Raw genomic sequence first — 25,975 nt, 5'->3', positions numbered from 1 at the left:
CGCATGGAAGCCGTTTATATTGAGGGCAGTGCATCTTTTCTAGTATACTTACATACAGAAGACGCTTTGAGAAAGGAATTTTACAACACATGAAATATGATCTGCATGAACTAGAGCTGCCTGAAAAAATAAAAGAGCGGCTGATTCAGTCTGCCGCTAAACCTGTTGCCGCGGAATACCAATCATTGATTGGAACGCCCGGTTATGAAGCGGAAGACAGCGCCATTCTCTATGACGCGATGATCGCGCTGTCACTCGGAAAAAACGTTTTGTTAAAAGGCCCGACAGGCTCCGGAAAAACAAAACTTGCCGAAACGCTCTCCGCTTATTTTCAAAAACCTATGCACAGTGTCAACTGTTCTGTGGATCTTGATGCAGAGGCGCTTGTCGGTTACAAAACGATTGAAAACACCAACGGGAACGCCTCTATTGAATTTATCGAAGGTCCTGTGACAAAAGCGATGAACAACGGCCATTTCCTATATATTGACGAAATCAACATGGCGAAACCGGAAACGCTGCCGATCTTAAACGGGGTGCTCGATTACCGGAAAATGATGACCAATCCGTTTACGGGGGACGTCATCAAAGCGAAAGAGGGATTCGGCGTGATTGCAGCGATAAACGAAGGCTATGTCGGAACGGTCCCGTTGAACGAAGCGCTGAAAAACCGGTTTGTCATTATCGACGTGCCCTACATTAAAGGTGACCTGCTGAAGCGGGTGCTTGAAACACAATCCGAACTAAAAAATCAGAAGCTGCTGAACCGGTTTGTTACCCTGTCATCGGACTTAATGACGCAGGCTCATAATGGACAGGTTTCTGAAGAGGCCGCTTCCATCAGAGCGCTTCTCGATACTTGCGACCTGTCGACATATATTCCGCCGCTGCGAGCGATCGAACGCGGCATCGTTGAAAAGCTTGATGATGAACGCGAAAAAGCGGCGGTCCGAAATATTGCCCAGACTTTGTTCGAATGAGGGTTTTTTTATGAAGTTTATTAAATTCAATGACAGCAAGATTGACTCTCTGCTTTTTATGGAGCTGACAGATCTCGCGAAAACGCTCGCGAAAAGCGATCAGGTTGAAGTGGAGTACGGGGTTCAGTCTTATTACAATCCTTTTGAGAAAAAGATCTACATGAGCCATTTTTGGAAAGACCGGAACCACCGGGATATGGTAGACGGTTTGAAAAGCGATGTATACTTGCGGTCAATCGGCTCCCGTTACAGCTCGATGAAAGACTTTTCCCGCATACTTGACGCGACTCGGAAATATCATTTTAAGAGTTTGGCAAAACAGTTGTTTATGCTTTTTGAAGATATCAGAATCGAAGAGTTCATCAAGAGGGAGCGGCCCGGTACAAAACCGGTATTTTCGAGCCGGAAATCAATGTACCGGAAACATTTTGCGACCCAGTTGACGCTGAATCTGGAGCGGAGCATTTTTACAGATGCTTTGTTTTGCGCTGTATATCTTAAGCTGACCGCGGAGTCGCCGCTTGATGAGATACCGGCTATCCATGAATCGGTCGATCCGATGAAGGGATTTATAGAAGCCGAGCTCGCCCGCGTATTCGAAGCGCGTTCAACTGCTGACATCGTCTCGATTGTAAGCGGGCTGATGGAAGGTTTTGAAGAGGTGCTCGAAAAAGATATGCTGAATACGTACTTCTTTTTTCCGGAATTGGAATACGAACAAGTTGACGAAGAAGCGCTTTTTCAAGATTTGAAAGCAAAACCGAAGCTGAGCGAGGATCTGACGCTTGAAGAGAAAAGTGCGGGTGATGAGGAAGTTCATGAAGAAGAAATGCCGACTTGGCACAGAGAAACGGAAGCTCCGGCGAAAAGCTTTCTCCAGTTTGATTTGGAGCACGGTGCAAAAACCGATATTTCCGGCGGGGCTTTAAGAGAAGGCGAAGACGGCGACCAAGCGCTCGGGTCTGTTCAGGGGACGGCGAAGCAGACGAAAAGAAAAGACTATTCAAAACTTGAATCGCTTGAATCTGTTCAAGATGAGCCAAACGGCGGCGCCGCACCAGCCGGCAAAGAAAACCGCTATGCGTTTTCGGTGATGAAGCCTCCGGAAAAACCTTCTAACGAAGACATATTAGACTACCAGGCTCAAGCCAAAACAATCGAATCGTATCAAAAACGGCTCAAGCAGATGATTCAAAAAACGCTCGAGCATAAAAAAACGCTCCCGAGAACCGATTTGCATGCAGGCAGATTGAACAATAAACTGCTCCGTTACTTTACAGAGCGCAATCCACGGCTCTTCTATAAAAAGCAAGAACCGTCAACAGAGATCGACGCCGTTTTTACATTGCTCGTCGACTGTTCAGCAAGCATGCATGACAAAATGGCGGAGACGAAACGGGGCATTGTCCTGTTTCACGAAGCGCTTAAATCTGTTGCTGTCCCTCACCAAATCGTCGGTTTTTGGGAAGATACGAACGATGCGACAGAGACGAGCCAGCCCAATTACTTTCATACGGTCGTCTCTTTTGCGGATTCCTTAAAAGCAGGCGCCGGACCGCATATCATGCAGCTTGAACCGGAGGAAGACAACCGGGATGGATATGCGATCAGACAGATGACGAAGATGCTTGTTCAAAGAAGCGAAGCTCAGAAGTTCCTGATTGTCTTTTCAGATGGGGAGCCGGCCGCATTCGATTATGAACAAAACGGGATTGTCGATACACATGAAGCCGTTATGGAAGCGCGGAAACGAAATATCGAAGTCATCAATGTATTTTTATCAAACAGCGAAATCGAAGAATCGCAAATCAAGACGATACAGGACATGTACGGAAAGTACAGCCTTTTCGTCCCGGACGTCGATCAGCTTCCCGATGTTCTGTACCCGCTTTTAAAAAAGCTGTTGAACAAAAGTATAGGCTAGATATGACAGATGGCAGCAATACTCGCGGCCATCTGTTTTTTATCGTAGAAACACAGTGAAATATTGAAATTTTTATTATTTTTATCAACTTAATTTTTTGCGGAGCACATCGGGATGTTAAAAAATAGACGGTCAGGGGAAATATGTGAATAAATAATGAGCCGGTTTAAAAGAATTCGGTCTGAAAGTTCAAAATTATAAAATTTTTTATTTTTCAAGATGATTTTTTAATTTTATTTGAACAATCTGTGTAGAAACAAATGAGAAACAGTGGTAAAATGTACGTGGAAGCGTTTTTATTACATATTTCTGGGCGTAAGGTTCAGAAGATATATTAAGATAGTGAATCATTCACTTGATTATTAGGTTGGGGGTAATGTTCAAATGTTTCAAAATAGTATGAAACAAAGAATGACTTGGGAAGAATTTCACGGTCCGAACCTCGGCTATGTGCTGGAGCTTTACGATCAATACGTCAAGGATCCAGAAAGCTTGGATGCTGATTTAAAAGAGATGTTTGACGAACTTGGAGCTCCCCCGGGCGATATAAGGGCCGCCTCTCTAAAAAACGAAGAGGCAGATTTCACGGCTGGATCTATTCAAAAAATCGCATCAGTGATAAAACTCGCAGAAGATATTAGAACCTATGGCCATTTAAACGCTTCCGTCAATCCACTGAGAAAAACACAAGAGAAACAGGAGCTTTTTCCTCTTGCTGAGTACGGGTTAACTGAGCAGGATGTGAAAAAAATTCCGGCGTCTGTCATATGCAAAGATGCCCCTAAAGAAGTAACGAACGGTTTAGAAGCCATCCAGTACTTGAAAAACACATACAAAAAATCGATTTCTTTTGAATTTGACCATGTGCACATTTTTGAAGAGCGCAACTGGCTGATGAAAAAGATCGAATCCGGGGAATTATTCGCCCCGAAATCGAAAGAAAAGCTGGTGGAAGTTTTAAGAAGGCTGACAGAAGTTGAAAGCCTTGAACAGTTTCTCCACAAAACCTTTGTCGGGCAAAAACGCTTTTCAATAGAAGGACTTGATGCGCTTGTGCCCATGCTGGATGATATTATCGCCAAGTCCGTTTCGGCAGGTACGACAAACGTTAATATCGGAATGGCGCACAGGGGCCGCCTGAACGTTCTTGCGCATGTGCTCGGAAAACCTTATGAAATCATTTTTTCTGAATTCCAGCATGCGCCGAACAAAGATCTCGTTCCGTCGGAAGGTTCGACAGGGATCAATTACGGCTGGACGGGTGACGTAAAATATCACCTCGGCGCCAACCGTCAGATTCAGGATGAGCATACGAAAACGGCGCGCATTGCGCTCGCGAACAATCCGAGCCACCTGGAGTTCATCGATCCGATCGTTGAGGGATCGACAAGAGCCGCCCAGGAAACGAGAACGGAGAGCGGCTATCCGCTTCAAGACGTTAAAAAATCGCTGGCGATTCTGATTCACGGCGATGCGGCATTCCCAGGGGAAGGCATTGTCGCGGAAACGCTGAATTTAAGCCAGCTTAAAGGCTATCAGGTGGGCGGAGCGATTCACATTATCGCCAATAACATGATCGGCTTTACGACGGAAAGCAATGAGTCAAGATCGACGAAATATGCAAGCGACCTTGCAAAAGGTTTTGAGATTCCGATCGTCCACGTCAATGCGGATGATCCTGAAGCATGCCTTTCAGCGGTTCAGCTCGCTGTTGAATACCGCATGACTTTCAACAAAGACTTTTTGATCGATCTGATCGGCTACCGCCGTTTCGGCCACAATGAAATGGATGAGCCGTCTGCAACGCAGCCGATGCTGTATGATGCGGTCAGAAAGCACCCGACCGTCAAGAACATCTTTGCTGAAAAGCTGATTCATAACGGGATCGTCGATAATGAAACCGTCGACAAAATCGGGGACGCTGTCATGAAGCGTTTAGAAGAAGCGTATCGCAAAGTGCCGGCCAAAAAGGAAGATATGACGCATGAAATCGTTCTTCCGGAACCTGTTTCCAACGGTTTTCCTGATGTTGACACGTCGGTTGATGTTGAAACTTTGCGCAAAATTAATCAGGAGCTTGTTTCATGGCCTGAAAACTTCAACGTTTTCGATAAGCTAAAGCGAATCCTCGAAAGGCGCGCCAAAGCGTTCGACGATGACCGAAAAGTCGACTGGTCGCTTGCAGAGGCGATGGCTTTTGCATCCATTTTGAAAGACGGCACACCTCTAAGGCTGACCGGGCAGGATTCAGAACGCGGCACATTCGCACACCGCAACCTTGTCCTTCACGACAGCAAGACAGGGGACGAATTCATCGCACTGCATCACCTTGCAGATACGAAAGCGTCATTTGCGGTTCACAACAGCCCGCTTTCTGAAGGATCCGTCCTTGGCTTTGAATATGGATATAACGTGTCTTCGCCGGAAACGATGGTGATCTGGGAAGCGCAGTTTGGAGACTTTGCAAACGCGGCGCAAGTGTACTTTGATCAGTTCATTTCTGCAGGAAGAGCGAAATGGGGACAAAAATCAGGGCTCGTTGTTCTCTTGCCGCACGGCTATGAAGGGCAGGGACCTGAGCATTCAAGCGGAAGAACGGAACGCTTCCTTCAGCTGGCGGCGGAAAACAACTGGACTGTCGCCAACTTGACGAGCGCTGCCCAGTACTTCCATATTTTAAGAAGGCAGGCGAAGATGCTCCTTCGCGAGGAGATCCGCCCGCTGATCATCATGACGCCGAAAAGCCTGCTGAGAAATCCGAATACCGTATCAGAAGTGCAGGAGCTCAGCGACAGTAACTTTAAGCCGGTCTATGAAATGTCAGGACTTTCCCATCAGTATGACAAAGTGACGCGCCTCGTCCTTTCAAGCGGTAAAGTTTCGATTGACATCAGCAGTCATTTCAATAAAATGGAAGGTGAAAAAGATTGGCTGCACATTGCACGGGTTGAAGAGCTGTATCCTTTCCCTGCAAAGCATATTAAAGCGATCTTCAGCAAACTCCCGAATTTGGAGGAGATTGTCTGGGTACAGGAAGAACCGCAAAATATGGGTGCATGGAACTATATCGAGCCTTATTTAAGAGAGATTGCTCCAAAGGACGTGAAGGTCCGCTATATTGGCAGAAGAAGACGTTCAAGTCCGGCAGAAGGGGATCCGACGGTTCATAAAAAGGAACAGGAACGCATTGTATCTGATAGCTTGACTCGCAAAAATTAAGGGGGAACTAAAAAATGGCGGAAATTAAAGTACCTGAATTAGCGGAATCAATTTCAGAAGGAACGATAGCCCAATGGCTGAAACAACCGGGAGATTATGTAGAACAAGGGGAATTCCTGCTTGAGCTGGAGACTGATAAAGTCAACGTTGAATTGACGGCAGAGCAGTCCGGCGTTCTTCAGGAAGTGCTGAAAGATTCCGGTGACACGGTTCAGGTCGGCGAAATAATCGGAACGATTTCAGAAGGCGAAGGAGGCCAATCAACGGCTCCTCAAGCTGACGCTCAAGAAAGCGCCGGCGCTTCGGAAGAGAAGCCAGCCACGTCTGAAAAGACAGCCGAACCTCGCGAAAGCGCGAACGATGAGGCGGATACAACCAAAACAAGGACAATCGCTTCTCCGGCTGCCCGAAAGCTCGCCCGTGAAAAAGGCATCGATTTATCGGAGATTCCTACCGGTGATCCGCTCGGAAGGGTCAGAAAGCAAGATGTTGAATCTTATCAGAAGAACGAGCAGCCGCCAAAAGCTCAGCCTGAACCAAAACGCGAAACACAGGCGCCGGCTGCTAAACAAACCGAAAATGCAGGTAAACCGGTAGAGCGTCAAAGAATGTCCCGCCGGAGACAGACGATCGCCAAACGCCTCGTTGAAGTTCAGCACACCGCCGCTATGCTGACGACATTCAACGAAGTGGACATGACGGCGGTCATGAACCTAAGGAAACGCCGAAAAGATCAATTCCTTGAGCAGCATGATGTGAAGCTCGGATTCATGTCATTCTTTACAAAAGCTGTGGTCGCCGCGCTGAAAAAATATCCGCTCCTCAACGCGGAAATTCAAGGCGACGAGCTTGTGATCAAACAATTCTATGACATCGGAATCGCTGTTGCTGCGCCGGATGGCCTCGTCGTACCGGTCGTTCGGGATGCAGACCGCAAAACCTTTGCTGATATTGAAAAGGATATCGGAGAGCTTGCGAAGAAAGCGAGAAACAACAAATTGTCGCTCAACGAGCTTCAAGGAGGCTCCTTTACGATCACAAACGGAGGAACGTTCGGATCACTGTTGTCGACTCCGATTTTGAACAGTCCGCAAGTTGGTATTTTGGGCATGCATAAGATCCAGCTGCGCCCTGTAGCAATTGATGAAGAGCGTTTCGAAAACCGCCCGATGATGTACATTGCATTATCGTATGACCACCGGATCGTCGACGGTAAAGAGGCAGTCGGCTTCCTGGTTACGATTAAAAATCTGCTTGAAGATCCTGAACAGCTTCTGTTGGAAGGTTAAATCAAGAAAAAAGCTTTGGCCGCATGTACGGTCAAAGCTTTTTGTTTATCATCTGCGGGGCAGGAGAATAATTGTTATTCTTCTGCTTATTTGCTTTCTTGCTCCAGTATGTCGCAAGCCATGAGCCTGAAAGGTTATGCCAGACGCTGAAAACAGCGCTCGGGACAGCGGAAAGAGGAGAGAAGTGCGCCGTTGCCAATGCTGCACCGAGACCCGAATTCTGCATGCCGACCTCAATGGACACGGCTTTTTGTGATGCATAATCCATTTTAAAGCACTTTGCCAAAACAAAGCCAAGGAAAAGGCCGAGGCCATTATGAAGAACGACGACTGCAAAAATCAACAGCCCTGATTGAATAATGTTTTCCCGGTTGCCTCCGACGACCGCGGTGACGATGGCGACGATGCCGAGAACAGAGACGAGCGGAAGCACCTGCACCGCTTTTTTCACTTGTTTTTTAAAGAAAAATTGAACGATCAGCCCGGCGATAATCGGGAGCAGCACCGCCTGTAAAATCGACAAGAACAGTGAGCCCGGAGATACCGGAAGCCATTCTTTTGCGAAAAATAAAATGAGAAACGGCGTTAAAAAAGGGGCAAGCAATGTGGAAATCGTTGTAATCGCCACTGACAGGGCGATATTCCCCTTCGCCAAAAATGTCATGACGTTTGATGCCGTTCCCCCGGGACAGCATCCCACTAAAATGACCCCAACCGCTATTTCGGAGGGAAGCCCGAGTCCATAGGCCAGTCCAAAAGCGAGCAGCGGCATGACCGTATATTGAACCAGCACACCGATCAGCACATGCAGGGGACGTCTCAGCAGCTCTTTAAAATCGTCCGCTGACAATGTCAATCCCATGCCAAACATAATCACGCCAAGCAGGATGGTAATATAAGGGGTGATCCAGGTGAATTGCGTCGGAAAGGCAAAGCCGAGAACCGCAAACAGAATCACCCAAATGGCAAACGTTTTTCCTGCAAATTGACTGATTTTGATCAAATAACTCATAAGTCCAGCTCCTCACATCTGTAGAAAATATAACATCCTCTTATTATAATTAATATTCTGAATAATTCAATACTGGTAAAATTCGAATTTGTTTTAAATAATATTATTATGTAAACTGAAAGAAATGTTTGAAAACCTTGACGAATTCGTTTATGCTTTTTAAAATGATAGTTTGTAGCCATATGCAATTAGACCGAGAAGAAGAGGTGCTTAAGTGGAAAATCAACAAAATATATGGTCATCAAAGCTTGGATTTATCTTAGCTTCGGCCGGCTCGGCAATCGGGCTCGGCGCGATATGGAAGTTTCCTTATGTCGCCGGAACAAGCGGCGGTGGAGCATTTTTACTTATGTTTATTCTTTTTACTTTATTGATTGGGCTTCCGTTATTAATGGCGGAGTTCATTATCGGCAGAAAGACTCAAAAAGATGCCGTTGAATCCTATAAGGAGCTGGCGCCCGGCTCGCTTTGGCATTGGATCGGCCGGCTCGGCATTATCACGTGTTTTATTCTGCTGTCTTTCTATAGTGTTGTCGGCGGCTGGATCATCATTTATATTATCAAAGGACTGACCGGCGAACTGTCAAGAAGCACGGATTATGCAGGTCTTTTCGGAGAGACAATTGCAAATCCGTATCTCGTTCTTGCGAGCCAGTTTGCATTTATCATGATCACGATTCTTGTTGTTGCAAAAGGGGTCAGAAGCGGAATTGAAAAGGCGAGCAAGTTTATGATGCCTGCTCTGTTCGTTATTTTTCTGCTTTTGATCATTCGTTCGCTTACACTTCCCGGTTCAATGGAAGGATTGGAATTTTTCTTAAAACCTGATCTTTCCCATATCACAGCCAAAACGGTGCTGTTTGCGCTTGGACAATCCTTTTTCTCGCTGAGTGTCGGTGTTTCCGTTATGGTAACGTACAGCTCTTATTTATCGAAAAAAGAAAACCTTATACAGTCGGCCGTTTCAGTGACATTGCTCAATGTATCTGTAGCGATTCTTGCCGGGTTTGCGATTTTTCCGGCCGTTTTTTCATTCGGATTATCTCCTGATGCCGGCCCGATGCTGTTATTTAATGTGCTGCCGTCAGTCTTTCACAAGATGCCTTTGGGAATCGTCTTTTTATTGGCGTTTCTGCTCTTATTTTTATTTGCTACACTGACGTCCGCATTTTCAATGCTTGAGATCCTTGTTTCTTCCTTATCAAAAGGGGATCCTAAAAAAAGACAGGCTTTCGCTTGGGCCGGGGGAATTGCGATTTTCCTATTCGGAATTCCTTCAGCATTATCATACGGCGTGCTTCAGGATGTATCGATTTTTAATCTATCTATTTTTGATGCGGCGGATTACCTTGTCAGCAATATTTTAATGCCGCTCGGCGCTTTGCTCATCGCCGTTTTTGTGCCGCTCAAAATCCCGAAAGAAGAGCTTTTTGCCGAATTGAGGGAGGGCTCTAAAATCAGCAGAAAATGGTTTGCAGCATGGCTTTTGCTGATCCGCTACGCCGCTCCGATCGTTATTATTGTCGTCTTTTTGGACGTCATTGGCGTATTTTAAGATTGAATTGTTTATAAGGCCGGACAAATCCGGCCTTTTTTTCATGCAGACAGTTTGTCAGCGGTACTTTCTTTTCTCTCTGTGAAATGGCAGCGGTATGACCGGCAAGGGAAGTGTTTGATTAATCGGCTTTTTTCTGCGGCAGACATATTAAAAAGGCCTGCCGTGAATTCGTTCTTGACGATTTTACCGGCAGGCAGAAGAGGGGGATACTTTGACTTTGATTAAGGCTTGCGGAATGTTACAGTTTGGCCGTTTCGATCAAACCAGCCTTTAAAGGCCCAGTTAATCCAGCCGCCGTCTCCCTGGTTTGTAAATTGTCCGCTTTCAAATACCCAAATGCCGTAAATCACGCCATGATAGTTGGCAGATCCATAAAATTTAACTCCTCTTAAACCGTTGTGATAGCCTTGGCTTAAGTTGAACACCATGACATTGTATCTTTGCCCTGCAGAATAAAAAGCGGTTTCCATGCAGTTTTTGACGAAACCGCTGCGGTTATTGCTTTGAACGATGGCGTCTCTAATCGAGTTTCCGATTCCTAAGAGGTCGAGGCTGATGTTGAGATTAATAGCGGAAGTTTTAAACTGTTGTTTTTCCTGGTCCAATGACTGATTGAGAGATGTGGATATAGACATAGAAGGCAAGGTTGTAACAGAACTGTCCGTATGCTTTGATTCTTTCGCTTCTGATAAGTACGGCAAACAAGTCAAACCGAGCATTAAGGCTGTAAAGAAAGCAAACATTTTTTTCATGATTTACCCTCCTAAAATAAATTTGCCATTTTCGAAAAACTGACCGGCTGAATCAGACAAACATCGACAGTTTGTTCATTTATTCCCTCCCTTCTTGTAGAATAGCTTAACGATTTTTGGAATTAGAAGAATGAGAAAAAACGACTATTTTCCAAATAAATCAAAAAATGTTCACATTCCATACTTAAGGCACAAATTTGGGATATATTGATAGACTGTTGAGATTCAGTATTTCATAAAGGGATGATCAAAATAGCAGATTCAGAAGGATGTATGGTTGTGGGGATTCTCTTCCGACTCCGCCTCGCCAATCTTCGTGTAGCGGTCTTAACAATCCTCAAGAGAAACTGGGATATTTAAACTTTTATTTGTTATCTTATTACAGACGATAGAGGGTTTAAGGGATATAGATACGGTATTGAGAGTGATAAGGTATCGGCACTTTCGCTCGATTCGGCCAGTGTCGACGGCTGCCTGGCGCAGAGAAGAGAAAGGTGCGAGAGGAAAGGCTCGTCCGCTTTTTGAGGCAAGGCTTTGACGGGGAGGCCGATGTCGGGCGCAACTACCGAAACAAAAGAGGACTTCAGTAGTTGAAGTCCCGCCATTGAATTTGAATCAGAAGGGCTCCCATAGAACGCGCTTTGCTGTCGCAAACCGCCTTTCAGGTTCTCTCCAGTCAACGACATTCCACCAATTATCGACGTATTTTGCCCTTTCATTTTTATATTGAAGGTAGTATGCGTGTTCCCATACGTCGAGCGGGAGAAGGGGGATCACATCCCATTGGCTCATCAGCTGATGTTTTTCTGCGATCAGAATTTCCAAGCGGTGTGAGCGAGGCGCCCAGACAAGGATCGCCCAGCCCACGCCTTCCACCTTTTTCGCCGCTTCGGAAAATTGTTCTTTAAAGGCCGAATAGCTGCCGAAAGAACGGTTAATCATTTCCAGCAATTCGCCTGTCGGCCGCCTTTTTCCTTTTGGATGCATCGCGTACCAAAATATCGTGTGCAAATAGTGCCCGGCTCCGTGGAAGGCGAGCTCTCTTTCCCAGTGGTTTACAAGGTCGAATTGTTTGGTTTGCCTTGCTTTCTGCAGTTCTTTTTCAGCTTTGTTCAAGCCGTCGACATAGCTTTGGTGATGTTTTGTATGATGAAGAAACATAATTTCTCTTGAAATATAAGGCTCAAGGGCTGAATAAGAGTAGGGCAGGCTTGGCAGGCGATGGCCTCCGATCGGCACTGTTCTGAATGGCTGCCGGCCTGCTTGAGACGCATCACTGCGGGAGATGGCTTGATACACGGCTTCTGCCTGTTCATACCATTCCTGTTCGGTCGCACGAGGATCATCCAGTGATTGAAAAAGTTTTTCTAACTGGCTTTCTATAGAAGGATCATCTTTCATCTGGTCTTTCAGACCTTTGGCCCATGACGCTATTTTTTCTTTGTAAGCATTCAATATGTCTCCCTCATTTCCGCTTTTTTAATAAATGCGCTTGAAGCGAGCAATGAAAACACAAAAGGATAACTGTGATAGCGGATGTAGAATTGTTTCGGCAGCCCGATTCCCGTCGGGTATTCGAGTCGCTCAGGCGAGCTTTCGTGATCATCGGTGAGAAAACGAATCCCTTTTAAGATCTTAGGGTCATCCGGACGCTCATATTGCAAAAGCGCCTCCAGCGCCCATGAAGATTGAACAACTGTTCCAAAGTGAAGAGGGACAAAACGCTTCGCTTCACAGCTTTTGCAAGATTCTCCCCAGCTTCCGTCTTCGAGCTGGATCGATTTAAGCCAGGAGACCGCTTTTCTGACAGACGCGTGATTGCGGGAAATTCCGACGGCTTTCATTCCGGTGAGTGCGGCCCATGTCCCGTAAATAAAGCAGACGCCCCATCTGCCATACCACGAACCGTCAGCTTCCTGATGGTGATCAAGCCACCTTAGAGCGCTTCTGACTGCGGGATGGTCATCTGTCAACCGCTCTTTAAGTCCGAGCAGATGAAGAACGCGCCCAGTCAAGTCTGCCGTTGACGGATCGACCGCTGCGTCAGCGGCAGATTCGAGCGGCAGATTTCGGATGAGCGGATGGTCAACGTTTTTTTCAAATGCTGAAAACCCCCCATCCTTGTTTTGCATTGATAAAAGCCAGGTGAGCCCCCGGTTCCAGGCAGCCGGACGCCTTTGAAACGGAATTGCTTTTAATGCCGCAGCGGTATCGTCCAAATCGGGATTGTTTGTATTGATGTGTGAAAAACCCCATCCTCCCGGTGACGCTTGAGGGTTTGAGACCGCCCAGTCCGCTTTTTTCACATGCTGTCTTTTGAGAAGGTAGTCCGCTGCCGATGAGATGGAAGAATGTTGTTCAGGTATTCCGGATTCCTGCATGGCATAGCTGATGAGCGCGGTGTCCCAGACAGTGGAAGTTGAGTTTTCCAAATGGAAGCCTTCCTCTCCGCATGAGGAAATAAGGCTTTTGATTCCGCCGACTGCTTTTTTAACAACGGGGGCGTTTTTTGATATTCCCATCGCCAGCAGGCTGTAAATCATGAACATGGTCGCGCTCGCATAGCTGTATAGTGTTCCGTCTTCTTCGATTCTGTCCAGCATATATTTTTTGCCCGCTTCAAATCCGAGCTGATGGACATAAGCCGGCCATTGAAAGAGCTGCTTCCATTGCAGATTGAAAGAATAGAAGGTTCTCTCGTCAAAAGAGCGGATGTTCAGCCATTCGAGAGGATTTTTTGACATGGCTTCATCCAGATGCCGAAGCGAGCCGATTTGGTTGTTTTTTAAAGAGAATCGTCGATTAAACGTAATGGCCATCGGGACAAAATGAATTCTTGCGTATGTGCTGAAATGGTAAAAATGCAGCGGGAAATAGGGCGGGATCAGTAAAAACGAAAGCGGAATATAGGCTCTCGGCCATGGATACAGCCCGTTGGCAGCGAGCATCCACTTCGTCATAAAGTGCACATTCTTCAAACCGCCTGCTGCCTTAATAAACGCCTCGGCTTTCTGCATATGCGCATCTCTCCGGTCATAGAGCCCCGAAGCCAGCATCCCGGTATAGCCCTGGACTGTCGCGGTCAAATTGCCTGCCGTTTCATCCGGATGATTGCGAAACGCACCGTCTCCGCTCTGCTTCGAACGGATTCGTTCAGCAAGACTTGTGATGAGAGAAGAGTCCTGATCGCCAAGTGAGGTCAGCATTAAAATGAAAAAGCTGTCTGTCATCACGGGCCCTTCAAAACAAAACCGCCATGACCCATCAGGTCTCTGTCTATTTTGAAGCTTTGCGAGCGTCTTTTGTCTGAAAGCTTTCACGTCTTCTAGTAAAGAACGCAATCTTCTCATCTCCTTCATTTTACTGTATTCATTTCGGAAATGTGTCATGCCAACCGGATGAAAACAGAAGAACAGCGATTTTGAATATGTGATGAGCATACAGAGGCATTCGTCAGCGCGATCAGGAAATCATGAATATCTTCGTTTACCTCTGTTCCATTATCAGGTATTGTAAAAAGAGAGACCTTAGAAACAATGTTTGGGGGATGTTGCTGAATGAATATTGAACAGATGCTGTATGACACCGCAGTCGAATTGATCAAAAAGAGGTATCCGACCGGATGGGGCGGGGCAGCCGCCATGTATACCGAAGACGGGAGAATCTTGACGAGCGTAGCGCCGGAAGTAATCAACGCTTCAACCGATTTATGCATTGAAACGGGTGCCATTCTCGAAGCCCATAAATATCAGGCAAAAATTACGCACTCTGTTTGTGTCGTGAGAGATGATGAACATTCCGAATGCAAGGTATTAACGCCGTGCGGGGTATGCCAGGAAAGACTTTTTTATTGGGGGCCAAATCTTAAAGCAGCTGTAACTGTACCGGATGGGCGTCTGCTTTATAAATCTTTAAAGGAAATACAGCCATACCATTGGTTTGCTGCGTATCAAAAGTAGCAGGGGAGGGGCGTTCGATGTTCGAGTGCCGCAAGGTTTATCTCAGACCTGTTGAAAAAGGCGATATGGAGAGCTTTTACAAAGCTGTTCAAAATGAAGACATCAGATATATGACGGGCACGACGCGCGAATTTACGATGGAAGACCTTTATGAGCACTACGAGAGAATCACAAGCGATGAGACGCGCTATGATTTTGCCGTCTGCTTAAAGGAGGACGATCGTTTGATAGGCGATCTGTCCATCATTGACATCGACCGGACGAATCGAAAAGCAGGGTTTAGAATCGCTTTGCACAGCCCCGCTTATTTGAACAAAGGCTATGGTCCTGAAGCGGTGCGGCTGGCCATGCAGTTTGCATTCGAAAGGCTCGATCTTAACCGCCTTCAGCTCGAAGTCTTTTCACACAATAAGCGCGCGCTGAAAGCATATGAAAAAGCCGGGTTTAAAAGGGAAGGTACGGTCAGGGAGGCTCTTTATATGAATAAACAGTACTCAGATGAAATCATTATGGGGATATTGAAGCGGGAATACGAAGAGCTGATATCCCGCTGAATCAGAGGGCGCGCAGCATGTTATTCTACTGAGCGCCGCTTTGTTCATTCTTATTTTCAATCTTTGCTGAACGGCTGTAAATGCCGCCGGCAATCAGCGCCATTGTCATCGAATATCCACAGCAGCTTCATCGTTCTATTTGCCTTGCAGACTGGCTGTACGTTCTCACATCCCGCACGAAAAATGTGACAGCGGCTGTTCCGGCATATAATACAGCGGCAGCGATAAATACGCTTTGGATCCCGATCAAGTCTGCCAAAGCCCCCATAATGGCGATTGTTAAGACAGACCATGCAGTCAAAATGGTATTTTTGGCGGCGGTGACCGGTGCACGCTCTTCATCTGTCAACGTATCTTGAAGGATAACCGTCTGGCTGACGTCTCTTACTTGATAAAGCGGACCCATCATGATACAGAGGATGACCGAAAGGAGGGGATTTGACGAATAGGCGAATAAAAGCGTTGTGATTCCCATTGAAACAGAACCCAAGACAATCATGAGGCCAAGCCTTTTTTTGAGCTGGTTGGAAAAGAGCACAGCGAGAATGCCGCCCAAAATCGCTCCCAAAAAATAACCGGCATTGATGAATCCCCACCAAGCCTCCCCTTTATTTAGCACCTCTTTCGTAAAAGCCAGCAAAACGGCGGAAGTCCAGACCGCATTTGCTAAACCTTCTGACATGTCCATCATCGTAAGCAGCAAAACGGTTTTCTTCCTGTATACAGTGCGCCAGACTGATTGTGTGCGGGTTTTTTGACGAGGGATAACCGCTGTTTTCAAATCCGGCAATTTGATTAAAAGCCCTGATACGAAAAAGAGTCCTGCTGTAAACAATGTCAGCGTGTGAGTTTGGGCCAAAACGGTTAAATAGCCGCCGAGCCCCCAGCCTGCTGCCTGAACAAACTGGTTGACCGTTACGATGCTTCCCGATGCCGCCACGTAATCGCGCTTTTTAATCGCTTGATACAGTAAACCTAACTGTGCGGGGGAATACCAGGAACCGACAAAGCTTTGCAAAAACAGCAGCACATAAATGATATAAGAGGGTAAGCCCAGCGATTGGCATAAGCCGATGCATAATGCGCAGACCGCTCTGAACCATGTTGAACAAGCCGCTGTTTGAAGCAGGTCGAGGCGCTGAATAGCAAAAGAAGCCATCGCACCGCCTAATACACTGCCGAACGAGGATAAAGCCAAGACCAGACCCGATCCGAATACAGAGTTCGTTTCCTTAAACACATCGACCATGACGATGATCGTCATCAAAATCGACCCGACAGCCTGTGCTGTTTGTGATGCCCATATGTATCTAAAACTTTTTTGATTCCAGAGGGTTTTGCCAAGAGAGGAAGAAAACACGATTCTATCATTCCATTCGACTTAAACTATCATCCATTTTACCATATGTGTCTATAAATGTTTATTTCTATAAAAAAGAAAACCGCCCTGATCGACAGGGCGGCTGCAGAAACTCATATCGTGCGTTATTCGCCTGTATGAATCCAGACGCTTTTTACTTCTGTATAGTTATCCAGAGCGTATGAGCCCATTTCACGTCCGAGTCCCGACTGTTTGTAGCCGCCGAATGGGGATGCGGCGTCAAAGGCATTATAGCAGTTGACCCAAACGGTACCGGCTTGCAGACGGTCGGCGATATAGTGGGCGTTTTTCAAATTTTCCGTCCATACGCCAGCAGCAAGGCCGTATTCGCTGCGATTGGCCCGTTCGATGACTTCATCTACCGTTTCATAAGGGATCGCCGCCAAAACAGGACCGAAGATTTCTTCTTTTGCTATTGTCATCTCGTCTTCGACATTGGTGAATACAGTCGGAGAAACAAAGTATCCCTGCTCATAAGGGCATGTTCCGCCGGCTGCGATTTTCGCACCTTCCTGACGTCCTTTTTCAATATACGAGAGGACGCGTTCGTGCTGCTCTTTGCTGACAAGCGGTCCCATTTGCGTGTCTTCATGAAGGCCCGCACCCTGGCGGAGCGACTTGGAATATGCGGCCATTTCATCGACGACTTTGTCATATTGGTCTTTATGGATGAACACGCGCGATCCCGCACAGCACACTTGGCCTTGATTGAACATGACGCCGGTTAGTGCGCCTGGAATCGCTTTCTTCAGATCGGCGTCAGGAAGGATGATATTCGGCGACTTTCCGCCGAGTTCAAGGGTCACCCGTTTAACCGATTTGGCCGCTTTCTCCATAATTTTTTTGCCGATTTCCGTTGACCCTGTGAATGCCAGTTTGTCGACAAGGGCATGATCGGTCAGAGCTTCTCCGGCCGTCTCACCGAAGCCAGGAATGATGTTGATGACGCCTTTCGGGAAGCCTGCTTCATCGATCAGTTCCGCCAAATACAGAGCGGAAAGCGGCGTTTGTTCCGCCGGTTTTAAGACAACCGTACATCCGGCTGCAAGAGCGGCTCCCATTTTCCACATGGCCATCAGAAGCGGGAAGTTCCAAGGGATAATTTGCCCGACAACTCCGACAGGCTCATGTCGTGTATAGTTAAAATAAGGTCCGTTAACAGGAATCGTCTGTCCGGTTATTTTCGTCGCCCAGCCGGCATAATAGCGCATATGTTCAATTGACAGCGGAATATCGCCTGCGGTCGTTTCGCTGATCGGCTTCCCGTTATCCAGCGTTTCAAGCTGAGCCAGTTCCGTTTTGTGTTCCTCCATCAGATCGGCGAGTTTGTACATCAGCCGGCTTCTTTCGGCCGGGTTCATCGTCCGCCACTCACCGCGGTCAAAAGCTTCCCGCGCGGCTTTCACCGCTTTGTCCACATCCTCGGGACCTGCTTCATATAAGGTGGCGAGCGTTTCACCAGTCGCCGGGTTTGGGGTCTCAAACGTTTTGTTTGAGGCGCTGGCTACAAATTCCCCGTTAATATAGAGCTTCTTTGTTCCCTGCAAAAATACCTCCAGCTTTTTACTGACCTGCATTGTTAATGAACTCATGTTTGTCAAACAAACCTCCTTTGAAATTTTGGTCTGTCTTCGGGTGAGTTGTCTTGGTGCTGGTTTGTCTTTTGATTTGGTCATTGCGCGGATGAAAGAGGGATATATTTCTGATTTTGGAACTATACACCACCATTCTATAACAGGGAATGAATCCAAATCAATATCCATGCTCTTTAAAATCACTTTCGCCTCCAGATCGCATTGCATTTCGGCGAAAAAACGCTACAATGGAAACTATACACGTATGAAAAAGGAGACATCCGCATGATTCACGAAAAATGGCAAAACAATAACACCATTAAAAAAGTAAAGTGCATACATACCGATGCCAAAAAGTACATCGTCAACAGAGCGCTGACCGTAGGCAACGTATACGAGGTCAAAAACGAAACGGAAGAGTTTCTGTTTATCATCGATAATACAAACAAAGTCGGCGGCTATTACAAAGAGTACTTTGAAGAAGTAAAAGCCTGAATCAATTTGCGCCGGTCATCAACAGCAATGAATGGTAGTTGAACAAACACCCGCACGCATTCATAAAAAATCGGCTGACTGAATCAGTTGCTTGACCGAAGCAGAAGCAAGTGCCTGATATGTGCATTTCAGGCATAATAGTCAGAAGAGAACCGCAGAGGAAGAACATCCTGCTGCGGTTTTTTGTTTTATCCGTTATCCACCTTTTGATTGGTAGCAAACGAAAAATAAGCTGAAAAAACTGATAAAAAGTTGAAACCTCCCGCGTCCGCCGGGCGTATTAATTGATAGTAAAAACAAACATATAGCGTTAAAGAAATGTAATCTGCTCGTAATTGTTTATAAATCAGGGTTATCGTATCCTTATTAGTAACTGACAAGTATACTTTGCCTTGTGCATAAACATAAATTGGATATACAGAAAGAGGGGTTTTGATTGGGCGTTTTTTCAGCAAGCAAGACAGCAGACGGCAAAAAATTTGAACCGCTGCTCATAGAAGGAGAAAAAATTGAATCGGTTTGCAGACTGAGGATAGATCAAATTTGTTTTACGAACAAGCGGATTATTTTTTTTGATAATAAACTGTTTTCCAAAAAGAAAGTCCGCGTCTTTCTGCCATACAGATCGATTGAAGGCTTTGCGATTAGAGAAGTCAGCATGTTCAATCCAGACAGTTCTCTTTCTCTGATGACCAGCAGCAAAATCTTTGACCTGGAGTTTACGAAGGATACGGACATGCTTGAAATTCAAGCGCTGTTATCAAAATACTTATGTGCATAAACCGTAAAGGCTGTTCACCGCTTGCCCGCGTCTGAACGGCCTTTTTATTTTGGAAAGGCGGGTTTTTCTCCCACGAAATCGGGAAAGGAAGAAGAAAGGAGGAGGATCAGCCATGCCATTAACACAAAAACAAAAAGACCATCTCTACCATAAATTAATTGACTTAAAACAAAGCCTTTCCCCTGCAGAAGGAACAGATCAGTCGATGGCGGAAGAAACGGGCGAGCTTTCAAACGGAGTTGACAATCATCAGGCTGACCATGCCAGCGTTTATTTTGAACGAATGAGAGAGCAGACCTTCCGGCAGACGGACAGAAATTTATTAAAAGAAGTGGAAGACGCCCTCAAGCGATTGGAAGACGGCACATACGGAATATGTGAAGCAACAGGTCAAGAAATACCATATGAGCGCCTCGAAGCCGTTCCATATGCAAGAAAAACCGCGGAGACTCAAGCTGAAACAGAAAAAAGAAATCAAGAGGGGGAAGGATATGACGAGCAATTTACACGGCAAATGAAGGATTTGACAAACAGAGAAACGATGGATCAAAAGCGTTCATATGCTTACGAACGTCTTGATGAGGAGCAGGATTCAAAATAAGCACCCGCAAAAACAGGGTGCTTTTTTCTATGGCTCTGTTTGTTAAAAGAGATGTCCTACAACTGTCGACGGGGAGTCAAGTACTCGACACAATAAAACATTTATCAGTTATCGGAGGTTTAATTGCAGCTATTGATATTCTAGAGAAAAATCCGGACATCCAGGAAAAGTTACACGAAAACGAAAAGTACTTAAGAGACGGCATTCAACAAATAGGTCTTAATGTATTACATAGTGAATCACCTATTATTCCAATTATTCTTCCAGATCGCGACACAACTTTACGTTTTGCAGACTCACTTCATCAAGAAGGTGTCTACGTTAACCCAATTCTCCTCTTCGCATACCTGTTTCTAAAGCTACTAAGACGAGCACATGAAATTCTTCCTCTGTGTGTGCTAGTAGATATGTTCTTAGCTTTTGGAAGTCCGTAATGGATAACGCTTTGTTTCGTTTCGATAACTCTTTCCCACGAGGTTTGACAAGTTCTGCGAAATCATTCGTGAGATAACCACGAGCGTAAGCGTCACGAAGTGCCATTTTGACTTTTATTAACAAGCTGCGAGTGGTACTGTGAGAACGCTTCTTTGCGTATTCATCAATTTTTCTTTGCACAGCAATGTCATTCATATCTTTTAACTGAATATTTCCGAATAACTTTCTAATAATCCCTGACGCTTCTAGGTATCTTTGAAACGTAGCTTTTTGTATATCATTTTTCTTCACAAGATATATCCAGTGTTAGTTGTTTAAAAGAATCTACATGCCTAAGTCAAATCTCTTTGTTTCTTCCATCAATCTGATATAAAAGTCTTTTTTTATCACCTTTTTTATCCAATTCCTTGATATGTCCGCCACAAAATTCCAGCACAGGACATCATTTCCCTTACCGTATCAACGGATTCCATACTATTATTCTCTATTTCCTACCTCCCTGTTAGATATGGAGAGGTAGAATGGTGTCGTTGCTACGCAACGACACGCACACCGCTTCCACTTGCTCGCTTTTGCTGCCGCTTGCGGAAGCGGTGTCACTTCGGCAGTTTTTCATAATTTCTCCATGCACTCACTTCCATTGTGAAAAATGAAGCACTATTTCTATTTATCTCGCTAACCGTTCGTATTCGGTATCTCGGCGCTTATCAATCGCTCTGGAATAGGCTTCCATCATGGCGATATATAGTAGATTGTTTTTACAATCATTAGTCTACATAACAGCTTTTACGGTCAATACTGCTCGCTGTTTTATCAACTACAATGTTTAGAGACTGCTTGTATGTCTCGCTTGAAACAAGTCATCTTAGGTTTCCATTCATGAATGTAGTAGTTTCAAACTTCTGTATTTAGTTGTATGGGAGTATTTTTAAATAATTCCTTTCAAAGACAGCTTATGAAGTGATTTTTCGCATGTAGAAAGGTTTTAGTATGGCTATTCTCACAAAATAAATATCACGATATGCAATGTTGTTTTTTAAAAAAATAGCTCTTCATACATCGCTCTTTCTCATTTTTATTTTCTCGCTTGCTAAGTTTCTGTCTATATCTTTGTTACGGTTAATATCATATTACGATTTGTATTGGAGTTGTAGGGGGGGTGCAAAATAAATCTTTATTTGTTCAATGTTATTATCGCATGATGTGTTGTGATATTGTGTAATATCCTTATCATATCAACTATTAGAGAGGGAGAAAAAAGTATCAAATTCTGCAATGAAATTCTTGCTGCAATAAAATTCTTGCGGACATATTGTCATAGGGGCATAATCGATGTTGAGTGAGAGACAGAACGCCGATAAAGTATAATATCTGGATATAAACCGAAGAAACAATTGCTTGATGGATTGTAGACATGAAAGCATTGAATATACACCTATCAAAATCTTTTACATTAGCAGAAAAATAAGGAGATTTACATATAATCATGTTTAATATGTAAATTTCTCTATTATGTTTATCAAAGATAAGGTAATAGTTTTTACGTACTGCGCACTGCGCCATAACTTAATCTATCTTTTTCCATTTTATTAATCTCATTACATATTCAGAAATAACCTTTTCCCTTGTATAATCGGTATAATGTGTCTGCTTTGAAATGAAAAAATATAGTGGCATCATGATCACAGATAGCGAGTCAATATTTTATTACTGGGGGTGTCTCATGGGAAGTAAGATGATAATTATAACAATAATCACAGTATTTATGTTGTTTGTTGGATTTAACACCTCAGCCTATGCATTGACAGAGGAAGAGTCTGTTGCAATCCAATCATTATTAGAAGATGCTAGGCGTATATCTGGCACACCGGGCATGTCAGTTTCAATACAATCAAGGGATGATACCTATTTCTTTTCATCCGGCTATGCAAACTCTGAGGAAGGGATTTTGACCAATGAAAACACCATATGGGAGTTAGCCTCCGTCAGCAAAGCTTTTACTGCTTTAGGAATTTTACTTTTGGAAGAGCAGGGATTTTTGTCTATGGACGATTCGGTTGTAGAGTATTTACCTTGGTTCTCATTGCGATATCAGGGACAGCCCGTTGACATGCAGAGTGTTACTTTGAATCATTTCCTTCATCATACTACAGGGTTAATCAATAGGTATCATACTCAGCATATCCCAGAGGGAAATACACCAGATATGTTGCAAAAGACCGTTGAAATGTTAATAGATGCCGAAGTGGTATTTCCACCTGGCGAAAGATATGAATATGGGACGGTAAATTATGATGTGCTGGGCTTGGTGATAGAAACCGTATCGGGGCAAAGCTTTGAGGATTTTATGGAAGAACAAGTATTTCGACCACTGGGGTTGTATGAAACTTATGCGAATAGAGGTAAGGTACAAGCGACAGGTCAGTTGGCACAGGGCTATCGTTCCGCTTTTTTCATGACGCTGCCATATGATGCACCGGAATTTAGAGGAAACACACCTGCTGGGTATCTGTTTTCGTCCTCTCAAGACATAGCCCGTTGGATGGGAATTCAATTGGGAATTGTTGAAGATATTCCGGAAATCTTTCAAGGGCTGATTGCAAAATCACATGAGGGCAATAGGTCTGTTGCGGCTGTGGATGAACTGTACTATGGGGCGGGGTGGGTCGTGAATGCAGATCAGACATTCATCCAACACGCAGGTGGTAATCCAACGTTTGCAACAAATATATTCTTATTCCCAGAAGAACAGCTAGGTATCTCTCTATTATCCAATAGTGCCAGTACAAATATTGATATGTTATATAATATTAAGGATATTTTAGACGGAAACATCTCCCAAAGCTATCAAATGAGTTTGATGCAGATTTCCGATATCGCCCTATCTTCCGCTACAATTGCTCTAACATTACTAGCAATTCTATTTTTCTTTTTAGGGGTGCGTAGAAAGAAACAGAATAGGAAATTACCGTTAACGAAAAAGAGATTGATACTCATAGCTTTTTGGCTTGTGACTACAATTTTTATAGGTATCCTATGCCTAATCCTCCCCACAATATTTGGGGCTAGTTGGAGGTCATTTCTAGTTTGGCAAACGTATAGTTATCTAACCGCACTGATTGCGTTGTCTTTACTAAGTGCAAGTATCACTTGGTTTGTATATTGTTATCGATATAAATGTTCCTAATGAGATGTGCCATTGTAACCTAAACGAAAACTTTTTTATTTGCTTCGCAGCATATTCCTACCACGCATAAATATGCTACATAATATAATATTTTATGCTTGAACTTAAATAATGTTGTATTATCCGAACGAAAGTTCTTGCTGATATGAGCAATCGTTTGTTTTTTATCAAATATGAACAGGGCTTTTTTGATAGAAACATCTTTTGGCATCAAAATAAATGAGTTGACTTTCTATTTAAAAGAAAGTAACATACTATTTGTAAGTAAATATTGAAACGTTAGCACGGGAGGAAAATAGAATGTCTAAAGTATTGTTTGTTAAAGCTAATGACCGTACTGCTGAAGAAGCTGTATCTGTAAAACTTTATGATGCGTTTCTTAACAGCTATAAAGAAAATCATCCAAACGATGAAATTGTAGAGCTTGATCTTTACAAAGAAAACCCGCCGTACCTGGGCAGAAATGCTATTAACGGGACATTTAAAGCAGGAAAAGGCATGGAATTGAACGAGGAAGAAAAAGCAGCTGCAGCTGTAGCGGACCGTTACTTGGACGAATTCGTCAAAGCCGATAAAGTTGTTTTTGCTTTCCCATTGTGGAACTTTGCTGTTCCAGCTGTACTTCACACTTATGTGGACTACTTGTCCCGCGCAGGAGTGACGTTTACATACACTCCTGAAGGACCTAAAGGCCTGATGGGAGACAAGAAGGTTGCTCTGTTAAATGCCAGAGGCGGCTTCTATTCTGAAGGACCGATGGCTGCAATGGAAATGTCATTGAACTACATGAAAACCGTCATGGGCTTCTTCGGTGTTCAAGACCTGCATACCGTTGTCATCGAAGGACACAACGCTGTTCCTGACGACGCTCAAAAAATCATTGAAAACGGCTTAGCAGAAGCTAAAAAACTTGCAGCATCATTTTAATTGTGAAACCCTTGTTCCAAAAGCGGAACAAGGGTTTTTTATTTATGTCGGCTGCTTCATGCTTAATAAATAATAAACATAGTCAGTCGGCACACCCGCTTCACCCATTTGCCTCAGCATCGCTGAAATGTTGCCTCTGTGGTACGTGCCGTGATTGACCACGTGATGAAGGAGTTCGCTAACAGGCGTTTTGATTTCGCCGAATGCCGGATGTGCAATCGTGATTTCACCATCGGGGTCTTCAAGATTTTCAAAAAACGTTTCATATTGAAGCGCCGTGTCTTGAAAAATGGAGACGAAGTCATCAATCTTTTTTCCCTTTAACATTTCTTTCAGCCGCATGCCGGTTTCCTTTGCTTCCTCGTAAGCGGCTCCGGATATTACTTTCAGCCACAAGGCGTCGGCCACGCACATATGGGTAACGACCTCAGATACAGATTGAAAAACGCTTTGGATTTCCCGGGTGAACAGCTCTTCAGGCAGGCTTTTCAGGTGGCTGAGCACCCTTTGATTCGCCCAGTTGTGATAATCTAAATGCTTTAGTGCGCGATGTGTCATATTTTTAGCCCTCCTCACTTTTTTATTATCAATTCGTGAAAAAGATCGATATTCCTTTAAATGAGGAAAAAATACCTCGGGGCATAAAAAGTAAAAAACCTGCCGATCGGCAGGTTTTTGTGCTTAGTCTTCGTCCTGTTTTTTAGATGGGGTAACCGGGTAAAGTTCTTCCGATGCTTCACTTTGATACTGCAATGAGCCTGGCTTTTCCCGTTTTTCGTTTTCCGTTTCGCCCAAAACGTTGGCTTCCATATAGCGGTGGAAGAAATATTCGAACACTGTGACGCCGATTGCTGACACGATTGAAGCTGCAGCAAGCGAACCATACGGCGGATTATTTTGCATGGCGAGAATCGCCCAGATCAATACGAGGGAAAGGCCAAAGTCTCCCATTGTTGCAGTTGTATTGTTTGTTCTCGGCAGAAGAAGAAGATCTCCGATCAGATAGGAGATCACACCTAAAAACAATGTCAAAACAAACATTTCGCCAAATGGAACGCCAAAAAACAGAGTTAGCACCACATATAAGAGGACAAGGCTCACAATAAATTTTAAACACAATGCTCTTACATGCTTCATTTCGTTTCCACACCTTTCAGCTTATTTTAAAGCATTCCTGTTTTGTTGCTGTTTATTGCTTTTGTTATCCTGCTGGAATGCGCTTTCTGTTTCGTGGTCGTTTTTCAGCTGCTCGAGGCTGCTGTTTTGAATGCCTTTCTTCTGCATGGTCTCACCACCTTTTTCACTATATTTTGGATTATTTTTGATTTCTTATACATACTACGAAAA

Annotated in this window: 23 protein-coding genes; 13 read left to right on the top strand and 10 right to left on the bottom strand. The window is 44.6% G+C overall.

The window, feature by feature from the left end:
* The first annotated feature begins 89 nt into the window (after nt 1-89).
* The 4 genes from LQ247_RS14285 (at nt 90) to odhB (ending at nt 7,412) form a co-directional block, all read left to right on the top strand.
* Nucleotides 90-980 (top strand): ATP-binding protein, encoded by an 891-nt coding sequence (locus LQ247_RS14285; RefSeq protein WP_023857357.1) that lies wholly within the window; start codon nt 90-92, stop codon nt 978-980.
* Nucleotides 981-990: 10 nt separating this feature from the next.
* Nucleotides 991-2,904, top strand: a complete 1,914-nt coding sequence (locus tag LQ247_RS14280; protein WP_231006197.1) for a nitric oxide reductase activation protein NorD — start codon at nt 991-993, stop codon at nt 2,902-2,904.
* 384 nt (nt 2,905-3,288) lie between these two features.
* Nucleotides 3,289-6,123, top strand: a complete 2,835-nt coding sequence (gene sucA, locus LQ247_RS14275) for a 2-oxoglutarate dehydrogenase E1 component (RefSeq protein ID WP_020451820.1) — start codon at nt 3,289-3,291, stop codon at nt 6,121-6,123.
* Nucleotides 6,124-6,137: 14 nt separating this feature from the next.
* Nucleotides 6,138-7,412 carry a 2-oxoglutarate dehydrogenase complex dihydrolipoyllysine-residue succinyltransferase gene (gene odhB / locus LQ247_RS14270; RefSeq protein WP_231006195.1) on the top strand — a complete coding sequence of 425 codons (1,275 nt, stop codon included), beginning with the start codon at nt 6,138-6,140 and terminating at the stop codon, nt 7,410-7,412.
* Between the two features lie 31 nt (nt 7,413-7,443).
* On the opposite strand, the gene LQ247_RS14265 is transcribed toward odhB, so the two are convergent.
* Nucleotides 7,444-8,424 carry a bile acid:sodium symporter family protein gene (locus LQ247_RS14265; protein ID WP_231006193.1) on the bottom strand — a complete coding sequence of 327 codons (981 nt, stop codon included), beginning with the start codon at nt 8,422-8,424 and terminating at the stop codon, nt 7,444-7,446.
* A gap of 214 nt (nt 8,425-8,638) precedes the next feature.
* On the opposite strand from LQ247_RS14265, the gene LQ247_RS14260 reads away from it, so the two are divergent.
* Nucleotides 8,639-9,979, top strand: a complete 1,341-nt coding sequence (locus LQ247_RS14260) for a sodium-dependent transporter (protein WP_020451817.1) — start codon at nt 8,639-8,641, stop codon at nt 9,977-9,979.
* 224 nt (nt 9,980-10,203) lie between these two features.
* Here LQ247_RS14260 and LQ247_RS14255 read toward each other — a convergent pair whose 3' ends face one another.
* The 3 genes from LQ247_RS14255 to LQ247_RS14245 form a co-directional block, all read right to left on the bottom strand.
* Nucleotides 10,204-10,734, bottom strand: coding sequence for a hypothetical protein (locus LQ247_RS14255; protein WP_020451816.1), 531 nt, complete (start codon nt 10,732-10,734; stop codon nt 10,204-10,206).
* A 615-nt stretch (nt 10,735-11,349) separates the two neighbouring features.
* The gene (locus LQ247_RS14250; RefSeq protein WP_224067368.1) at nt 11,350-12,135 is read right to left on the bottom strand and encodes a superoxide dismutase; all 786 of its coding nucleotides are present in this window, start codon (nt 12,133-12,135) and stop codon (nt 11,350-11,352) included.
* Between the two features lie 50 nt (nt 12,136-12,185).
* Nucleotides 12,186-14,084 carry a terpene cyclase/mutase family protein gene (locus LQ247_RS14245; protein ID WP_411220918.1) on the bottom strand — a complete coding sequence of 633 codons (1,899 nt, stop codon included), beginning with the start codon at nt 14,082-14,084 and terminating at the stop codon, nt 12,186-12,188.
* A 207-nt stretch (nt 14,085-14,291) separates the two neighbouring features.
* On the opposite strand from LQ247_RS14245, the gene LQ247_RS14240 reads away from it, so the two are divergent.
* Nucleotides 14,292-14,693, top strand: coding sequence for a cytidine deaminase (locus LQ247_RS14240; protein WP_020451813.1), 402 nt, complete (start codon nt 14,292-14,294; stop codon nt 14,691-14,693).
* Between the two features lie 17 nt (nt 14,694-14,710).
* Nucleotides 14,711-15,247, top strand: a complete 537-nt coding sequence (locus LQ247_RS14235; protein ID WP_023857348.1) for a GNAT family N-acetyltransferase — start codon at nt 14,711-14,713, stop codon at nt 15,245-15,247.
* A 127-nt stretch (nt 15,248-15,374) separates the two neighbouring features.
* On the opposite strand, the gene LQ247_RS14230 is transcribed toward LQ247_RS14235, so the two are convergent.
* A complete protein-coding gene (locus tag LQ247_RS14230; RefSeq protein ID WP_224067126.1) occupies nt 15,375-16,607 on the bottom strand; it encodes an MFS transporter in 1,233 nt (410 codons plus the stop codon).
* 125 nt (nt 16,608-16,732) lie between these two features.
* Entirely contained in the window at nt 16,733-18,220 is a 1,488-nt protein-coding gene (locus LQ247_RS14225) for an aldehyde dehydrogenase family protein (protein ID WP_035339375.1), read from the bottom strand.
* Between the two features lie 267 nt (nt 18,221-18,487).
* On the opposite strand from LQ247_RS14225, the gene LQ247_RS14220 reads away from it, so the two are divergent.
* The 4 genes from LQ247_RS14220 (at nt 18,488) to LQ247_RS14205 (ending at nt 20,513) form a co-directional block, all read left to right on the top strand.
* The gene (locus LQ247_RS14220) at nt 18,488-18,697 is read left to right on the top strand and encodes a DUF6501 family protein (RefSeq protein WP_020451809.1); all 210 of its coding nucleotides are present in this window, start codon (nt 18,488-18,490) and stop codon (nt 18,695-18,697) included.
* Nucleotides 18,698-19,133: 436 nt separating this feature from the next.
* Complete coding sequence (locus LQ247_RS14215) at nt 19,134-19,478, top strand: PH domain-containing protein (protein ID WP_020451808.1); 345 nt, start codon at nt 19,134-19,136, stop codon at nt 19,476-19,478.
* 112 nt (nt 19,479-19,590) lie between these two features.
* Nucleotides 19,591-20,079 (top strand): TraR/DksA family transcriptional regulator, encoded by a 489-nt coding sequence (locus LQ247_RS14210; protein WP_020451807.1) that lies wholly within the window; start codon nt 19,591-19,593, stop codon nt 20,077-20,079.
* A 29-nt stretch (nt 20,080-20,108) separates the two neighbouring features.
* Nucleotides 20,109-20,513 carry an aminotransferase class I/II-fold pyridoxal phosphate-dependent enzyme gene (locus LQ247_RS14205; RefSeq protein WP_043054340.1) on the top strand — a complete coding sequence of 135 codons (405 nt, stop codon included), beginning with the start codon at nt 20,109-20,111 and terminating at the stop codon, nt 20,511-20,513.
* Here LQ247_RS14205 and LQ247_RS14200 read toward each other — a convergent pair.
* Nucleotides 20,401-20,805 carry an integrase gene (locus LQ247_RS14200; RefSeq protein ID WP_020451805.1) on the bottom strand — a complete coding sequence of 135 codons (405 nt, stop codon included), beginning with the start codon at nt 20,803-20,805 and terminating at the stop codon, nt 20,401-20,403. The two genes, LQ247_RS14205 and LQ247_RS14200, sit on opposite strands and share 113 nt — an antisense overlap.
* Before the next feature lie 1,432 nt (nt 20,806-22,237).
* Between LQ247_RS14200 and LQ247_RS14195 the strand changes: the two genes are divergently transcribed.
* Complete coding sequence (locus LQ247_RS14195; protein ID WP_025811298.1) at nt 22,238-23,701, top strand: serine hydrolase; 1,464 nt, start codon at nt 22,238-22,240, stop codon at nt 23,699-23,701.
* 300 nt (nt 23,702-24,001) lie between these two features.
* A complete protein-coding gene (locus LQ247_RS14190) occupies nt 24,002-24,628 on the top strand; it encodes an FMN-dependent NADH-azoreductase (RefSeq protein WP_020451803.1) in 627 nt (208 codons plus the stop codon).
* Between the two features lie 42 nt (nt 24,629-24,670).
* Here LQ247_RS14190 and LQ247_RS14185 read toward each other — a convergent pair whose 3' ends face one another.
* The 3 genes from LQ247_RS14185 to LQ247_RS14175 all read right to left on the bottom strand — a co-directional run bounded on the left by LQ247_RS14185 (nt 24,671) and on the right by LQ247_RS14175 (nt 25,912).
* Nucleotides 24,671-25,186 carry a DinB family protein gene (locus tag LQ247_RS14185; protein ID WP_020451802.1) on the bottom strand — a complete coding sequence of 172 codons (516 nt, stop codon included), beginning with the start codon at nt 25,184-25,186 and terminating at the stop codon, nt 24,671-24,673.
* Nucleotides 25,187-25,309: 123 nt separating this feature from the next.
* Entirely contained in the window at nt 25,310-25,765 is a 456-nt protein-coding gene (locus LQ247_RS14180) for a YndM family protein (RefSeq protein ID WP_020451801.1), read from the bottom strand.
* Nucleotides 25,766-25,786: 21 nt separating this feature from the next.
* Nucleotides 25,787-25,912, bottom strand: coding sequence for a hypothetical protein (locus LQ247_RS14175; RefSeq protein ID WP_020451800.1), 126 nt, complete (start codon nt 25,910-25,912; stop codon nt 25,787-25,789).
* Nucleotides 25,913-25,975 lie beyond the last annotated feature (63 nt).

Source organism: Bacillus sp. BS3(2021) (assembly GCF_021043345.1).
In the GTDB taxonomy this organism is placed as follows: domain Bacteria; phylum Bacillota; class Bacilli; order Bacillales; family Bacillaceae; genus Bacillus; species Bacillus paralicheniformis.
The sequence above is the reverse complement of the archived record's forward strand: the minus strand, read 5'-3'. Positions and strand labels throughout refer to the sequence as shown.

What these genes read in the sequence shown, in the direction of transcription:
- LQ247_RS14240 (WP_020451813.1), top strand. Translation starts at nt 14,292, where the DNA reads ATGAATATTGAACAGATGCTGTATGACACCGCAGTCGAATTGATCAAA.
- LQ247_RS14180 (WP_020451801.1), bottom strand. Translation starts at nt 25,765, where the DNA reads ATGAAGCATGTAAGAGCATTGTGTTTAAAATTTATTGTGAGCCTTGTC.
- LQ247_RS14190 (WP_020451803.1), top strand. Translation starts at nt 24,002, where the DNA reads ATGTCTAAAGTATTGTTTGTTAAAGCTAATGACCGTACTGCTGAAGAA.
- sucA (WP_020451820.1), top strand. Translation starts at nt 3,289, where the DNA reads ATGTTTCAAAATAGTATGAAACAAAGAATGACTTGGGAAGAATTTCAC.
- LQ247_RS14205 (WP_043054340.1), top strand. Translation starts at nt 20,109, where the DNA reads ATGGCTCTGTTTGTTAAAAGAGATGTCCTACAACTGTCGACGGGGAGT.
- odhB (WP_231006195.1), top strand. Translation starts at nt 6,138, where the DNA reads ATGGCGGAAATTAAAGTACCTGAATTAGCGGAATCAATTTCAGAAGGA.
- LQ247_RS14195 (WP_025811298.1), top strand. Translation starts at nt 22,238, where the DNA reads ATGGGAAGTAAGATGATAATTATAACAATAATCACAGTATTTATGTTG.
- LQ247_RS14185 (WP_020451802.1), bottom strand. Translation starts at nt 25,186, where the DNA reads ATGACACATCGCGCACTAAAGCATTTAGATTATCACAACTGGGCGAAT.
- LQ247_RS14285 (WP_023857357.1), top strand. Translation starts at nt 90, where the DNA reads ATGAAATATGATCTGCATGAACTAGAGCTGCCTGAAAAAATAAAAGAG.
- LQ247_RS14210 (WP_020451807.1), top strand. Translation starts at nt 19,591, where the DNA reads ATGCCATTAACACAAAAACAAAAAGACCATCTCTACCATAAATTAATT.
- LQ247_RS14250 (WP_224067368.1), bottom strand. Translation starts at nt 12,135, where the DNA reads ATGAAAGATGATCCTTCTATAGAAAGCCAGTTAGAAAAACTTTTTCAA.
- LQ247_RS14235 (WP_023857348.1), top strand. Translation starts at nt 14,711, where the DNA reads ATGTTCGAGTGCCGCAAGGTTTATCTCAGACCTGTTGAAAAAGGCGAT.
- LQ247_RS14255 (WP_020451816.1), bottom strand. Translation starts at nt 10,734, where the DNA reads ATGAAAAAAATGTTTGCTTTCTTTACAGCCTTAATGCTCGGTTTGACT.
- LQ247_RS14220 (WP_020451809.1), top strand. Translation starts at nt 18,488, where the DNA reads ATGATTCACGAAAAATGGCAAAACAATAACACCATTAAAAAAGTAAAG.
- LQ247_RS14245 (WP_411220918.1), bottom strand. Translation starts at nt 14,084, where the DNA reads ATGAGAAGATTGCGTTCTTTACTAGAAGACGTGAAAGCTTTCAGACAA.
- LQ247_RS14175 (WP_020451800.1), bottom strand. Translation starts at nt 25,912, where the DNA reads ATGCAGAAGAAAGGCATTCAAAACAGCAGCCTCGAGCAGCTGAAAAAC.
- LQ247_RS14225 (WP_035339375.1), bottom strand. Translation starts at nt 18,220, where the DNA reads ATGAGTTCATTAACAATGCAGGTCAGTAAAAAGCTGGAGGTATTTTTG.
- LQ247_RS14265 (WP_231006193.1), bottom strand. Translation starts at nt 8,424, where the DNA reads ATGAGTTATTTGATCAAAATCAGTCAATTTGCAGGAAAAACGTTTGCC.
- LQ247_RS14280 (WP_231006197.1), top strand. Translation starts at nt 991, where the DNA reads ATGAAGTTTATTAAATTCAATGACAGCAAGATTGACTCTCTGCTTTTT.